Source organism: uncultured Abyssibacter sp. (genome assembly GCF_964000955.1).
Taxonomy (GTDB): Bacteria; Pseudomonadota; Gammaproteobacteria; order Nevskiales; family OUC007; genus Abyssibacter.
The window spans coordinates 1-14,868 of record NZ_CAXFCL010000291.1 but is presented as its reverse complement, the minus strand read 5'-3'; the positions used below and the strand labels follow the sequence as shown (position 1 = coordinate 14,868).

The window sequence follows — 14,868 nt, the reverse complement described above, 5'->3', positions numbered from 1 at the left end:
CACGGAGTTGGCGCCGCCGAACTCCGCCTGGTACTGCTTGAACACGTTCATGTACGGGTGTTCGAGCGGTATCGATTTCTCGAAGCCCGCATCGGGTTGGAGTTGGGCCGCCTGGTAGCCGAGGATCACGGTCAATACCGTGAGCCAGAGTATTCCGACCCAGCGTTTGCTGTAGATCAGTGGCTCGACGACGCGGAGGATCCGATCGGTCCATCCGCCGGTTGACGCTGAAGTGCCTGCCATAGTCTCCAAACTCCCTGTACGGCGTGCTTGGTTTCACGCCGGTCTGATTGCGGACTTCAGCGTCCGATTGCGAGGTGGTTCAGCCCGGTTTCTCCTCCGAGCACCAGGTTGTCGTCCAGCTGATCGATATCACCCACCGCGGATGCGCCACCGCCGGGAACCCGCGCCAGCTCGGATTCCCCCTCGGTATAGCGGACGATCGTGCCGTTCACGCCCACGAAATAGGTGTGGCCATCGTCGGCGACGAAGGCATTGAACAGCGAGTCGTTGCCGTTGAACGTCAGCTGCGTGGCGCCGCCCTCGGGCATCTCGCCCAGCGGGTATTCACCGTACTCGTCAGGTTCCAGCGTGGGCAGTTCCACGACATTCGGCAGCAGATAAACGTTACCCCGCAGGCCGAAGATGATCGCGCCGGTGTCTCCGTTGGGCACGGCGCCGAAATAGGAGCCGAAGTAGGGGCTGGCTACGCGGTCCCAGGTTTCGCCGCCGTCGGTGGAACGGGCGAGCATGCTGCGCTCGCCGGCGATCAGCAGCGTGCCGTCCGCCAGTTCGGTGATCGAGTAGTGGTGCAGCTCACCCTGACCGACCGGCGAGTCGACCGGGGTCCAGCTGTCCCCGCCGTCGTCGGTCCGCCAGAACAGGTCGTAGGCGCCCACGGCCAGCCCGTTGTCGGCGTCGAAGAAATGCAGGTCGTAAACCGCCTGTTCCAGCTCCGGCTGGTAGTTCTGCAACGACCAGGTTTCGCCGCCATCCTCGGTCTTGAGAATGGTCGCGTCATGGCCGCCGATCCAGCCTGTGTTCGCGTCCAGGAACTCCACGCGGGTCAGCATGACCGAGACCGGCATCGGGATCTGCGTCCAGGTTTCACCGTCGGTGGAGCGCAGTACATGCCCGCGTTCCCCGACCGCGATGAGCGTGTCACCGGCCCGGGCGAGGTCGGTCACGATGCCGTCATCGGCCAGTGCCGACAGCACCGAGTGATGCGGCTGGATCGGATCGTCCTGTGGCGCGGCGAACGCGGCGCCGGCCAGAGCGAAGGGGAATGCGGCTAGCCAGACGCTGCGCATGGTGAATCTCCCTGATTCTGTTCCTGATTGCCCGCAGGCAAGCCAACGGATGCCGGGAGGCGGGCAGCTGCCGCGCCTCCCGGCCGGTGGTGCTATCGCGTCGCGCGGCGCTTCAGCTCACGCGGATCGAAGAAGCGGGTGTCGTAGTCGACGAACTGGTTGTTCGCCTCGTCTTCCGAGCGCAGCGCGGTCGCGAAATACGAACGTGCCTGGAGGTCGTAGATGATCTCCGGCACCGTGGTCGAAGCGGGCAGGCCGCGTTCCACGATCAGGTGGCCTTCCTGCACCTTCCACAGGTTGCCGCGGGTGTCGTAGCAGTCGACCGCGACAATGTTCCAGCTGTCCTCGTCGACGTAGAAGCGACGCTTGCCGAACTTGTGGGTCGTGCCTTCCTTGAGGTCGGCTTCGACGATCCACACGCGGCGCAGCTCGTAACGGGGAAGATCCTGGTTGATGTGGCTCTTGCCGATCACGTCCTCGTACTTCACCGACGCTTCGTTCATCGCGAACGAGTTCACCGGGATGTACATCTCCTTCTTGCCGATCAGCTTCCAGGTGAAGCGATCCAGCGCACCGTTGTACATGTCGACCTGGTCATAGAACTGGTTGCCGTCCGTGCCCTCGTACGGATTGTCGTAGGCGACCGACGGCGCGCGGCGCACGCGGCGCAGGGCCGGCGGGTACAGCCAGGCGCTGCGGTAGTCGACGTGCTCCCAGGCCATCAGGAACAGGCCGGCATTCCGGGGCGGTGACAGGATTTCGGCCACGTAGTAGATCGTGATGTCGTCCTTGTCGTTGATCGGCACGTGGTCCCCGGACAGGTTGCCGTAAGGGAACAGCACATCCTCACGCAGCGTGGATTGGGTGTAGGAACCGTCCGGCAGCACGATGAACTGGTTGTTGAAGCGCTGCTGCGCCTTGCCCCGGTACTTGAGGCGGTGGTTCCAGATAACTTCCGCGCCGTTCTTCGGAATCGGGAATGGGAAGCCCACCTCGGCGCCCAGCAGCAGGTCGGTGCCTTCCAGTGTCGCGTTGGTTGCGTTCTTCTTGGTGTACTCGTAGTACTCCTCGGGGAAGCCGGAGCTGCGCCGCGTCGGGTACACGTTCATCTTGTAGGTGTCGCCGTAGGCGTTGAACAGGGCCAGATGACCCACGGTCAGCTTGTCCTTGTACTGGTCGACGTTGTCCTTGGTGATCGTGAACTTGATCGCGTCGTCTGCGAACGGGTCTTCCCAGTGCGTCGGCTCCGAGATATCGAGCTTGGGCAGGCCGCCATCCCAGGCGGGAATGGTGCCGTCGGCATTGCCGGCTTTCTCGGCGCCGATCGGGGTCAGCTCGCCGCCCAGCTTGGCCGCCTCTTCGGGGGATACCTTGGCAACGGCGGGCAGGGCTGCCAGCGACAGCGCGCCGGCAAGAATGAATGGCGTGGTTCGCATCAGATTGCTCCTCAGATGAATTCGATGGGCGCCGATCTCGCTTCGGCGCATGTCAACGTGTGTGGGGCAGGCGGCATTCAGAACCGATACCGGGCACCGAGCTGGGCGAAGTCACGGTCGCGCAGCAGGTTGTTTTCCTTGGCGCCCGTGTACCACTGATACCCGGCCGTGAACGACAGCGCGTTCTTCACGCGCATCTCGATGTTCAGGGAATACTGCTGGCGGCCCTGCACGAAGCGCTCGCCCGGACCCGGGGAAATGCCGTAGACATCGTGCTTGACCAGGAACACCGGCTCGAAGCTGATGCCCGGGAACACGCTCTCGTAACGCACGATGGTGATCAGGTCGTAGCCGAAGGAGTTGGCCGTGGTCCAGCGGTCGGGGTTGGCCTGCTGGGGGTTGAAGCGGGCGCCCGAAGGGCCCACCCAGCCGCTGTTCGCCAGCCCGTCCAGATTGCCGTCGGCGCCGGAGCCGTCCGCGCCGGCCGAAGCGTGGGTGTACTGGCCCGGGCCCTCGATCTGCAACTCGTCCAGGTCCGGCAGGTCCAGAATATGCGTGCCGCCCAGTTCGAACAGGAAGATGATCTGGTCGGCGCCGACCCAGTTGTCGGGACCCAGGATGTAGGTTGCGCCGAGAATCCAGTTGACGGTCTGGAATTCCTCGTAGCCGCGAATGTAGTCGCCGGGTTGCAGGCCGTTCTCGGCACCGGACCAGCCGTCGATGCCCCGGTATTCCAGCAGGTAGGAGGGGCCGACGAATTCCTGGCCGGTGATCGTCGTAACCGTGCTCCCGATGCCGGGCAGCGAAACGTCCAGAAAATCGTCCGAGCTGCCGGGCACGCATTGTTCGGTTCCCAGCGGGCGGGCCGAACAGCCGGAGGGGAAGGGCGTCGCTAGCGCGGAGAAGCCCACATCCACGTACGACACCTGGAGCGGGTCATTCGGTCGATAGACGAACTCGCCCTGCAGCGAAACCTCGCCGACGGCGGTGTTGAACGACATGCCGAACAGCTTGACGTCTTCCGGGTATTCGAGCTGGAACTTGACGGTGTCCAGCGGGTAGGCGGTACCACCCTGACCCGGCGTGGCGTAGGTCGCCGGATTCGTGGAGCGGCCGGTGTCCTGCTCGGCGGCGCCGCCGTTGGGATCATTGTTCGGGTCACCCTGGTAGGTGATGGCCCACAGCGCGGCGTCCAGCGAGGCGCCCGGACAGGCGGTGAGGAAGGCCAGCGTGTCCCCGAGCTGGGAGCCCGTGGGCGCGGCGTTTTCCAGGCAGCCGATGTCGCCCGCGTACGCCGACAGGATCGGCAGCCGGCTGTGGTAGTTCGCGAAGTAGAAGTTCAGCTCGGTGCCGGTCAGCAGGTCGGGCAGGTACATCGACAGCGCGAGGCCGTACTGGCCGTTGTCGCGGGCGTCCTTCTGCGGGAGCAGATCCGCGGTCAGGCTGGTTTCGGCCAGCGCGGACAGCAGGCCCTGGTTCGCGATGGACAGTGAGTTCGGGTCTTCCGGCGTCTTGCCGAAGCCGACGGAAATCGTCTCGGCGGAGTTGTTGGTATCAACATCGACAAACGACAGGAAGGCGCCTGGTGGCGGAACAACGACGGGCTGCCACTCGTAGCCGTACCAGCCCGAGATGCCGATGTCGTAGGTCAGGTCGGTCTTGAACGATACCGCGCCGAGCGGTTTGAACACCTCGTCGATGTTCAGGAACGCCGGACGGTTCAGCGCGTTGGCGTCCAGGGCGCCGAAGGTGTTCAGCGAGCCGACCGCGAGGTAGGTGGATTCGCCCCAGTTGATCAGCTGACGGCCGACGGTCACGTTCAGGTCGCGATCACCGAAGAACGGCAGGCGGGTGGCCAGGCGGAAGTCCAGCAACTCCATGTCCAGGCCGACCGTCTCCTGCTGGCGGTCATTGCGTTCGACATAGACAGGCTCGCCACGACTCAGCCGCGTGTTGCCGGTCCCGCCCGGGCCGTAAGGAAAGGCGGCATGCGGGTTGTTGGCGATCGCGTTCTCGGTGATGACGTTCGGGTGGAACTCCGCCCGATCGTAGTTGGCGAAGTCATAGTGTCCGTAGTAGCGGGTGAAGAACTCCCACTCGAGACCGAGGGCGTCGAAGTCCAGGGAAATGTCCTGGGAGAACTTGAACAGCCCCTGGGTGACGTCGTACTTGTCGTAGTTCAGGTTGCCGTCGTCCGCATTCACCGAGAACACGCCCGGCGCGTCGACCGCGAGCTGGTTCTGTCCCGGGCCTTCGCCGATGATGCCCAGGCCGGGTTCCGGGTTGCCGTTCTCGTCGAATCCGTTGCTGTGACCCTGGCACGATGAGACCGCGCAGAGGTCGGGGTTCAGGTTGGACTTGCCGACCAGGCGGCTGTCGCGATCCTGCATGCGCCATTGCGCCCCGACTTCCAGTGTCGTGTTGATCGTGCCGGTGACTTCTCCGAAGTCCAGTTGCAACGCGTATGCCGGTGTTCCTGCCGTCATTCCGCTCGCACCCACGATGACCGCAGCAAGCCGGCGTGTCTGCCCGCCGGTCAGCTTCCGCAGCTTGACCATCTCTGTTGTCTCCGCCACTGCCGCTGTCCCGCGGCAGGGTTATTTATTGGTCATGCCGAAGCCGACCATGTGATTGTCCTATGAGTGCGACCAGCCTCGATGGCCGCACGCCACCACCCGCCAATCTACCGCATCTCCACAGGATTGACAGGTCGTTATCTAAAATTAAACGATCGTTCACATGGACTCAAGTCGCGGCGCAGTCTGTCCAGGCCGTGACGCCCTGTGTCAGAAGCGGTAGCGGGCCCCAAGCTGAGCGAAATCGCGATCCCTGAGGACGTTGTTGCCCTTGGCGCCCGTGAACCATTGGTAGCCGGCGGTGAAGGACAGCGCGTTGCGCACGCGCATCTCCACGTTGACCGAGTACTGCTGGCGGCCCTGCACGAATCGCTCGCCAGGGCCCGGGGAGATGCCGGCGACATCGTGCTTGATCAGGATCACCGGCTCGAAGCTGATGCCGGGGAACACGCTTTCGTAGCGCAGGATGGTGATCAGGTCGTAGCCGAAGGAATTGCGTGTCGTCCAGTGGGATGGATCGGCCTGCTGCGGGTTGAACCGGGCGCCGGAGGGGCCGACCCAGCCGCTGTTGGCGAGCCCGTCGAGATTGCCGTCCGCGCCGGAGCCGTCCGCCCCGGCGGAGGCATGGGTGTACTGGCCCGGGGCCTCGATCTGCAGTTCCGCCAGCGGCGGCAGGTCGAGAATGTGCGTGCCGCCAAGCTCCAGCAGAAAGATGGCCTGGTCCGCTCCGAACCAGTTGCCCGGGCCGAGCACGTAGGTTGCGCCGAGAATCCAGTTGATGGTCTGGAACTCTTCATAGCCGCGGATGTAGTCACCGGGTTGCAGGCCGTTCTCGGCGCCGGACCAGCCGTTCACGCCGCGGTATTCCAGCAGATAGGACGGGCCGACGATCGACTGGCCGGTAATGGTTGTCACCGTGTTGCCCAGGCCCGGGAGCGAGACATCGAGAAAGTCTTCAGGCCCTCCTGGCGTGCAGACGGTCGGATCGGCCGAGCAGCCGGATGGAAACACCGTCTGCAATGCCGAGAAGCCGACATCCACCGCGGAGACCTGCAAGGGATCCTCCGGGCGATAAACCATCTCGCCCTGGAACGACACATCGCCGATCGCGGTGTTGAACGAAAAGCCAAACAGGTCGATGTCCTCCGGGTACTCCAGCTGGAACTTGACCGTGTCCAGCGGGTAGGCGGTGCCGCCCTGACCCGGGGTCGCGTACCCATCGGGGTTGGTCTGGCGGCCCGTGTCCTGTTCCGGGGCGCCGCCGCCGGGATCGTTGGCCGGGTCGCCTCCCGTGGCGATGGCCCACAACGCGGACTGGAGGTGCGCTGTTGGACAGTCGGTGAAGACATTCACCGTGTCCACCACCTGACTGCCTGTCGGCACCGTGTTCTCCAGGCAGCCGACCGAGCCCGCGTAGGCGGACAGGAAGGGCAGGCGACTGTGATACCGGGCGTAGTAGAGGTTCAGTTCCGTGCCCGTGAACAGGTCCGGAAAGTAGAAGGACATCGCTGCACCGTACTGGCCGCCGTTACTCGCCTCGCGCTGGGGCAGCAGTTCGGCGGTGGTGCCGGTTTCCGCGAGGGCGACCAGCAGCGTCTGGTTGCCCAGCGCCAGCATCAGCGGGTCTTCGGCGGTCTTGCCGAAGTTGATCGCGATGGAATCCGCCGAGTTGTGAGTGTCCAGGTCGACGAACGAGAAGAACGATCCGGGTGGCGGGACCTGCGCCGGCTCCCATTCGTAGCCGTACCAGGCGGAGATGCCGATGTCATAGGTCAGGTCGGTCTTCAGGGAAATGGCGCCGAGCGGCCGGAACGTTTCCTCCACGTTGAGGTAGGCGGGACGCATGAATGCGTTGACGTCCAGTGACGAGAACGTGTTCAGTGACCCCACCGCGAGATAGGTGGATTCGCCCCAGTTGATCAGCTGACGGCCGATGGTCACGTCGAGATCGCGATCACCGATGAACGGGAGGCGGGTGTTGAGATTGAAATCCAGCACCTGGAACGACAGGCCGATCTGTTCCTGCTGGCGGTCGTTGCGTTCGACGTAGACCGGTTCGCCAACGCTCAGGCGCCGGTTCGGCGGGTCGTCGTCCGGGAACAGTCCCGAGTCCGGATTGTTGTTGATGGCGTTGGGCGTGATCCGGTTGGGGTGAAACTCCGGCCGGTCGTAGTTGGCGAAATCGTAGTGCCCGTAGTAGCGGCCGAAGAACTTCCAGTCCAGGCCGAACGCCTCGAAGTTCAGCGTCATGTCCTGGGAGACCTTCACGAGGCCCTGGGTCACGTCGTACTTGTCGAAGTTCAGGTTGCCGTCATCGTGGTTGACCGAGAACACCCCCGGGGCATCGACCGCCCGCTGGTTGCGGTCGGGACCTTCACCGATGATGCCGAGGCCCGGCTCGGGATTCCCGTTCTCGTCGAAGCCGTTGCTGTGCCCCTGGCAGGACGAGATGCGGCAGAGCTCCGGGTCAAGATTGGCTTTGCCGACGAGCCGGCTGTCCCGGTCCTGCATGCGCCATTGGGCGCCGATTTCCAGTGACGTGTTGATGGTCGCCGACAGCTCATCGAAGTTGAACTGCAGCGCGTGAACCGGGGCGGCAACGGCCATCATCCAGCCCGCGCCCAGCAGACGCACGCCTCCCCCGATCGACAGTAGGTGCTGTCTCATCCCTGTCTCCTCTTATTGTCCGGTGCCCGTGGGCAAGCCGTTTGTTGGGGTTGGCGGTCTGACGCCGCTATTCCCCTTATGCTGTCGACTGTATTGGGGGTATCGTCCGTGGGCAAGCGGTTGCACTTGGATTCAGCGTCCGACACCCCCACATTGCGCACGCCCATCGGGGGCATGGAGAACCATCGATGCCGATTTACGAATACGTCTGCCGAGAGTGTGGTCACGAGCTGGAGGCCTTGCAGCGGCTGTCTGACGTGCCGCTGACCGAATGCCCGTCCTGTCATGCCGCGACCCTGCAGAAGAAGGTGTCCGCGGCCGGTTTCCGTCTGAAGGGCGGCGGCTGGTACGAGACGGATTTCAAATCGTCCGGCAAGCGCAATCTCGCCGGCGACGGGAACAAGTCGGGCGGAGGCGGGGAATCCAAGTCCGGTGACACGTCGAGCGCAGCGAAGAGCGGGTCGGGTGGTGATTCCTCGTCTGCTTCGGGCTCCAAATCGTCGGAAACCAAGTCTTCCGGAACCTCGAACGCCTCGGCGTGAAGCGACTGTTCCAGCGCTGGCTGCTGGCGGGGGTCGTGATCTGGCTGCCCATCGTCACGACCATTTTCGCCGTCCGGTTTCTGCTCGATCTGCTGGACCACTCGCTGGCGTGGCTGCCGGCGTCCTGGCAACCCGAGAACTGGCTCGGCTTTTCGCTGCCCGGGCTGGGGCTGGTATTCAGTCTCGTGGTCGTGCTGGCCACTGGCGCGCTGGCCGCCAACTGGCTGGGACTCAAGCTGCTGGGGATCGGTGAGTCACTGGTCGAGCGGCTGCCGCTGGTGCGCAGCATCTACAAGGCGATGAAGCGGGTTGCCGAAACGGTGTTCTCGGAAAAGGGCAACGCGTTTCGGGAGGTTCTGCTGCTGGAGTACCCGCGTCCCGGGCTCTGGGCCATCGGCTTTCGAACCGGAGAAGCGCCGGACGAGGTGGACCGCCATGTCGGCCGATCCATGGCGACGGTCTACATCCCCACGACGCCGAATCCGACCTCGGGCTTCGTGGTGATGGCGGCCGAGGATGAGCTGATTCGGTTGCACATGCCGGTCGAGGATGCCCTGCAACTGATCATCTCGATGGGGGCGGTGCGACCCGAAGCGGCGTCCAGGCAGCCACCCCCGATCGACGCCGCCCAGCCGCAACGGTAGAATCGCCGGCCTTTTAATCGTGGCGCCCGGGCGCCGGAATCCTAGACTTTCATGTATCGAACGCACTACTGCGGTCAGGTCACGGCCGCCGATCTGGACTCCAGCATCATCGTTTCCGGTTGGGTTCATCGCCGTCGGGACCATGGCGGCGTGATCTTCATCGATTTGCGCGACCGCGAAGGGCTGCTGCAGGTCGTGTTCGATCCCGACGATCCGGCGCTGTTCGCGCAGGCGGAGCGCCTGCGGTCGGAATACGTGATTACGGTGTCCGGTCGCGTGCGTCGGCGTCCGGCAGGCACAGTCAACGACAAGCTGGCGAGCGGCGAGGTCGAGCTGTACGCGACGGAGCTGACCGTTCAGTCGAAGGCGCTGACACCGCCGTTTCCGCTGGATGACGAGGAAGCCGGCGAGGATGTCCGCCTGCGGCATCGCTACATGGACCTGCGTCGCCCGGCGATGCTGGAGCGCCTGCGGCTGCGTTCCAAGGTCAGCACCTACTTGCGCGTGTTTCTGGACGGCCAGGGCTTTCTCGACGTCGAGACACCGATCCTGACGCGCTCGACGCCGGAAGGCGCGCGCGACTATCTGGTGCCCAGTCGCACCTTTCCGGGCGAGTTCTTCGCGCTGCCGCAGTCGCCCCAGCTGTTCAAGCAGTTGTTGATGATCGCGGGCTTCGACCGCTACTACCAGGTGGCGCGCTGCTTCCGCGACGAGGACCTGCGGGCCGACCGGCAGCCGGAATTCACCCAGCTCGATATCGAGACCTCGTTCATGACCATGGACGACGTGCTCGCGGTCAACGAACGCATGATCGGCGGCCTGTTCGCCGAACTGATGGGTGTCGAGTTTCCCGATCCGATGCCTCGGATGAGTTATGCCGAGGCGATGCGTCGCTTCGGTTCCGACAAGCCGGATCTGCGCAACCCGCTGGAACTGGTTGACGTTGCCGACCTCGTGGCCGACGCCGAATTCAAGGTGTTTTCCGGCCCGGCGAATGATCCGAAGGGTCGCGTCGCCGCGCTGCGCGTGCCCGGCGGTTCCACACTGACCCGCAAGCAGATTGACGAGTACACCAAGTTCGTCGGGCGCTACGGCGCCAAGGGTCTGGCCTACGTCAAGGTCAGTGACGCGGCGGCCGGTCGTGACGGGTTGCAGTCCCCGATTCTGAAGTTCCTCTCCGATGACGCCGTGGCGGGCATCATGTCGCGCACCGCCGCGGAGACGGGCGATCTGATCTTCTTTGGCGCCGACCGCGCCACCGTGGTCAACGACGCGCTGGGCGCGCTGCGGCTGGTGCTGGGTCGTGACCTGGGGCTGACCGGGGAAGGCTGGTTCCCGCTGTGGATCGTCGACTGGCCCATGTTCGAATGGGACGAACGCGATAACCGCTGGCAGGCGCTGCATCATCCGTTCACGGCGCCCTCCGATCCGGATCCGGCGGCATTGAAGAACGATCCGGGCGCGGCCATGTCTCAGGCCTATGATTTCGTGCTCAACGGCGTGGAAATCGGGGGCGGTTCGGTGCGTATCCACGATCCGGACATGCAGTCGGCCGTGTTTGACGTGCTCGGCATCTCCGAAGAGGAGGCCGCGGCCAAGTTCGGCTTCCTGCTGGAGGCGCTGGCGCATGGCGCGCCGCCGCATGCCGGCATTGCGTACGGGCTGGATCGGTTGGTCATGCTGATGGCCGGCGCGCAGACCATTCGCGACGTGATCGCGTTCCCGAAGACACAGACAGCGAGCTGCCTGCTGACGCAGGCGCCGGGCGCCGTGGATCCGGCCCAGTTGCGGGAACTGGGTCTGCGGATACGTCCGAAACCGACCGAGGAGTCGAAGGCGTGAGAAAGATCGGAACACCCCTGCTGGCGATTGGCGTTGCGGCGCTGCTGCTGAGCGGCTGCGACGGCATCGGCGATGGCAATCGGCCGGAGTACATCGAGATCCTGCAAGGCGAGGACGGGATCCTCGAAGTGACGGAGTGCACGCGCCCTCAGCTGTCGGTGCAGGCCTTCTTCTCCGATGGCAGTTCCGGCAACTTCACCGCCCGGGCGTCCTGGCGCAGCACTGATGAGTCAGTTGTGCGCATTGGCGACGGTGATATCGAGATTCCGGGACGCGACACCTTCGTGCCGCGTGGTCAGTTGGTCGCGGTCGCGCCGGGCACGGCAAGCGTCTACGCCAATCTGGTGAGCCTGGAGGCTCGGCTGGACATCGTCGTCAACGAGCTGGGCGAGATCACCGTGGATCCCGCCGAGTCCACCACCGCGGTTGGGTCCACTCGCCCGATCAATGTGGTGAGCGAGATCGACGGTGAAGAGGTCAGGCTGACCGGCCTGACGCAGTGGACCATCGAATCCGACGATGAGACCGTTGTGGCCGAGGACGTCGCCACCATCGAAAACATTACGTTGAGCGGCATCACGAACGGTGTGCTCACGGGTGAGGGTGTTGGCGACGTGACAGCGGTGGGCACTCTGGATTTCTGTGAACGCAGCACGGCACCGGCGACCGTACAGGTGGCGGTGCCGCAGGCAATCGAATTGCGGCGTGAGTACGAAGAGTCCACGCAGCTGGTGTCCGGAACAACCGAGTTCATGTACCCGTTCGCCTTGTTTGAAAATGGCGATGAGCAGGATCTGGACGGGCAGGTGATCTTCTCCAGTTCCGATGAGGAGGTCGTGATCGTTGGTGCGTTCGGAACGGCCCCCAGCCTGATTCTGGCGGGCATCGCTGGCGGACCGGCCGACGTCACCGCCACCTTCGGAGCCGACGAGCCGGAAGAGGGCGAGGAAGTTGATCTCAGCACGGGAATCACCTCGGCACCGTTGCAGGTCACCGTGGTCGACGCGACGTTGACCAGTCTCGACATTACCCCCGACGCTCCGACGGTCATGTTCGGCGAGTCGCTGGATTTCGAAGCGACCGGCACCTTCGACAGTGGCGCATTCACGCAATCGATCACTCGCAGCGTGGGATGGGTGACGGATGATGATGAAGTAGCGATTTTCGGAAACACGTTCCTGACGGCGAACCGTTTCTTCCCAGCACTCAACGAGGCTGGCCAGTCCATCGTGACCGCGACCTACACGAATGAGGACGATACCGTCGTCCAGGCGACGGAGACGGTGACGATCGAACCCCAGGTTGACGAGGAGGAGGACGAGGACGACTCGTCCGACGAAACTGGCCTGAATCCAGGCCGTTTTTGACGGTAGTCCGCGGGTAGCGGATATCGGTTGGACGCCCGATCAGGGCGTGGGAGGAAAAACCATGGCAGCCACGGCGCTTGCACTGGACACATTCACTGCGCTGAGCGATCAGCAGTGTGACGCACGGATTCACGCGGCGAAGCGGGCGCTGGGGGATCGACTGATGATCCTCGGGCACCACTACCAGCGCGACGAGGTGTTCGCGCATGCCGATGTCAGCGGTGATTCGCTCAAGCTCTCGGCGATGGCCGCGGAGTCCGAGGCCGAGTACATCGTGTTCTGCGGTGTGCATTTCATGGCCGAGGTCGCGGACATCCTGACCCGTGACGACCAGGTCGTGATTCTTCCCGATCTCGCCGCCGGCTGTTCGATGGCGGACATGGCCAATCTGCGCAATGTCCGCCGGGCCTGGGCGGAGTTGCAGTCCGTGCTCAATCCGGACGAGCAGGTCACCCCGGTCACCTACATCAATTCCGCCGCGGACCTGAAGGCGTTCTGCGGCGAGCATGGCGGCATCGTCTGCACCTCATCCAACGCGCGCGGGGTGCTGGACTGGGCCTTCTCGCGGCGCGAGAAGGTGCTGTTCTTCCCGGATCAGCATCTCGGCCGCAACACCGGTTACGACATGGGCATTCCTCTGGAGGACATGGTCGTCTGGGATTTCATGCTGCCCATGGGCGGGCTGACGCCGGAACAGATCCGGGGCGCCAGGATGATCCTGTGGAAGGGCTTCTGCTCCGTTCACCAGATGTTCCAGCCGGCGCATATCGACCGTTTCCGCGAGGCGCACCCGAATGGTTTCGTGATCTCGCATCCGGAGAACAGCTTCGAAGTCTGTCAGAAATCGGACTTTGTCGGTTCGACCGAGACCATTCTCAAGACCGTGCGCGCCGCTGAACCGGGCACGCACTGGCTGGTCGGCACCGAGCTGAACCTGGTCAACCGGCTGCATGACGAGATGAAGCCCAAGGGCGTGACGGTGCAGTTCATGTCGCCGACGGTGTGCATGTGTTCGACCATGTTCCGCACCGATCCGCAGCATCTGGCCTGGACGCTGGAGTCGATTCAGGCCGGCGAGGTCGTCAACCGGATCCAGGTGGCGCCCGAAGTCGCCAAACCCGCCAAGGCGGCGCTGGACCTGATGCTCAGTATCACGCGATAGCGATCCCGAGCCGCGCACCGGCCGGCGGCCCACGCTGGGGTCCCTTGACGGTGCGCGATACAATATGAAGGGCAACCCTGAAGGATTCGCACCACCAAGTTGCCGCGAATCCTTCAGGGTTGCCCTTGTAATCCATTCCGCAGGAGTTCCCCAATATGTGGCGCAACGTCTCCACGCTATCCGCCTTCGATCCCGATCTCGCCGCCGCCATTGACGCCGAGGCCGCGCGTCAGGAAGCGCATATCGAGCTCATCGCGTCGGAGAACTACGCCAGCCCGCGGGTGATGACCGCACAGGGTTCGCTGCTCACCAACAAGTACGCGGAAGGTTATCCCGGTCGCCGCTATTACGGCGGTTGCGAGCATGTGGACGTCGCCGAGGAACTCGCCATCGAGCGCGCCAAGAAACTGTTTGGCTGCGAGTACGCCAACGTGCAGCCGCATTCCGGCGCGCAGGCCAATGCCGCCGTGTTTCTCGCGCTGCTGAAGCCGGGTGAAACCTTCCTCGGAATGAGTCTCGCCCATGGCGGGCACCTGACCCACGGCGCCAAGCCGAACTTCTCCGGCAAGAACTACCATGCCGTGAGTTACGAGATCGATCCGGAATCCGGCTTGATCGACTACGAGAAGATCGCCGAGACCGCGCGCCGCGAGCAGCCCAAGATGCTGATCGGAGGTTTTTCCGCCTACTCGCGTCAGATCGACTGGGGCAAGATGCGGGCGATCGCCGATGAAGTCGGCGCCATGTTCATGGTCGACATGGCGCATGTGGCCGGTCTGGTTGCCGCCGACGAATACCCCAGCCCGCTGCCGCATGCGCATGTGGTCACCACCACGACCCACAAGACGCTGCGTGGCCCGCGCGGCGGCATGATCCTGTCCGATGCCGGCGATCCGGATCTCTACAAGAAGCTGAACTCCGCGGTGTTTCCGGGTACGCAGGGTGGTCCGCTGATGCACGTGATCGCGGCCAAGGCCGTGGCGTTCGCTGAAGCGTTGCAGCCCGAATTCCGGGACTACCAGGCCAAGGTGCGTGTCAACGCCCGTGCCATGGGCGAGGTCGTGCTGGAACGCGGCTACAACGTCGTCTCCGGCGGCACGGACAATCACCTGATCCTGGTCAGCATGGTGGGCCGCAACGTGACCGGCCACGACGCCGAGGAAACGCTGGGTCAGGCGCACATCACCGTGAACAAGAACTCCGTGCCCAACGATCCGCGTCCGCCGCGCGTCACCAGCGGACTTCGGCTCGGGTCGCCGGCGTCGACCACCCGCGGATTCGGCGAGGACGACATGCGCAACGTCGCGCACTGGATCTGCGAT

At 64.1% G+C, this 14,868-nt stretch carries 11 protein-coding genes; 6 read left to right on the top strand and 5 right to left on the bottom strand.

All coding sequences use genetic code 11. The annotated features are described in order from the left end of the window. From ABNS06_RS14035 to ABNS06_RS14015, 5 genes are all read right to left on the bottom strand, one after another. Positions 1 to 243, bottom strand: a 243-nt coding sequence (locus ABNS06_RS14035; RefSeq protein ID WP_348675220.1) for a hypothetical protein, incomplete at its 3' end; no start/stop codon positions are given. A gap of 56 nt (positions 244 to 299) precedes the next feature. Then, positions 300 to 1,310: a YCF48-related protein gene (locus tag ABNS06_RS14030; RefSeq protein ID WP_348675219.1), complete on the bottom strand. Its 1,011-nt coding sequence runs from the start codon at positions 1,308 to 1,310 to the stop codon at positions 300 to 302. Positions 1,311 to 1,402: 92 nt separating this feature from the next. After that, complete coding sequence (locus tag ABNS06_RS14025) at positions 1,403 to 2,746, bottom strand: DUF1329 domain-containing protein (protein ID WP_348675218.1); 1,344 nt, start codon at positions 2,744 to 2,746, stop codon at positions 1,403 to 1,405. A gap of 77 nt (positions 2,747 to 2,823) precedes the next feature. Further along, complete coding sequence (locus ABNS06_RS14020) at positions 2,824 to 5,304, bottom strand: DUF1302 family protein (protein ID WP_348675217.1); 2,481 nt, start codon at positions 5,302 to 5,304, stop codon at positions 2,824 to 2,826. 228 nt (positions 5,305 to 5,532) lie between these two features. Then, entirely contained in the window at positions 5,533 to 7,989 is a 2,457-nt protein-coding gene (locus tag ABNS06_RS14015) for a DUF1302 family protein (RefSeq protein ID WP_348675216.1), read from the bottom strand. Positions 7,990 to 8,177: 188 nt separating this feature from the next. On the opposite strand from ABNS06_RS14015, the gene ABNS06_RS14010 reads away from it, so the two are divergent. The 6 genes from ABNS06_RS14010 to glyA all read left to right on the top strand — a co-directional run. Next, a complete protein-coding gene (locus ABNS06_RS14010; protein ID WP_348675215.1) occupies positions 8,178 to 8,531 on the top strand; it encodes a zinc ribbon domain-containing protein in 354 nt (117 codons plus the stop codon). After that, entirely contained in the window at positions 8,528 to 9,175 is a 648-nt protein-coding gene (locus ABNS06_RS14005) for a DUF502 domain-containing protein (RefSeq protein ID WP_348675214.1), read from the top strand. The genes ABNS06_RS14010 and ABNS06_RS14005 overlap by 4 nt, the downstream gene beginning before the upstream one ends. Before the next feature lie 51 nt (positions 9,176 to 9,226). Beyond that, positions 9,227 to 11,017 (top strand): aspartate--tRNA ligase, encoded by a 1,791-nt coding sequence (gene aspS / locus ABNS06_RS14000; protein WP_348675213.1) that lies wholly within the window; start codon positions 9,227 to 9,229, stop codon positions 11,015 to 11,017. Then, positions 11,014 to 12,384 (top strand): hypothetical protein, encoded by a 1,371-nt coding sequence (locus tag ABNS06_RS13995; protein WP_348675212.1) that lies wholly within the window; start codon positions 11,014 to 11,016, stop codon positions 12,382 to 12,384. Before aspS ends, ABNS06_RS13995 begins: the two co-directional genes overlap by 4 nt. A 61-nt stretch (positions 12,385 to 12,445) precedes the next feature. Further along, positions 12,446 to 13,546: a quinolinate synthase NadA gene (gene nadA, locus ABNS06_RS13990; RefSeq protein WP_348675211.1), complete on the top strand. Its 1,101-nt coding sequence runs from the start codon at positions 12,446 to 12,448 to the stop codon at positions 13,544 to 13,546. A gap of 155 nt (positions 13,547 to 13,701) precedes the next feature. Then, positions 13,702 to 14,868: serine hydroxymethyltransferase (glyA, locus tag ABNS06_RS13985; protein ID WP_348675210.1), on the top strand; the 1,167-nt coding region annotated here is incomplete at its 3' end.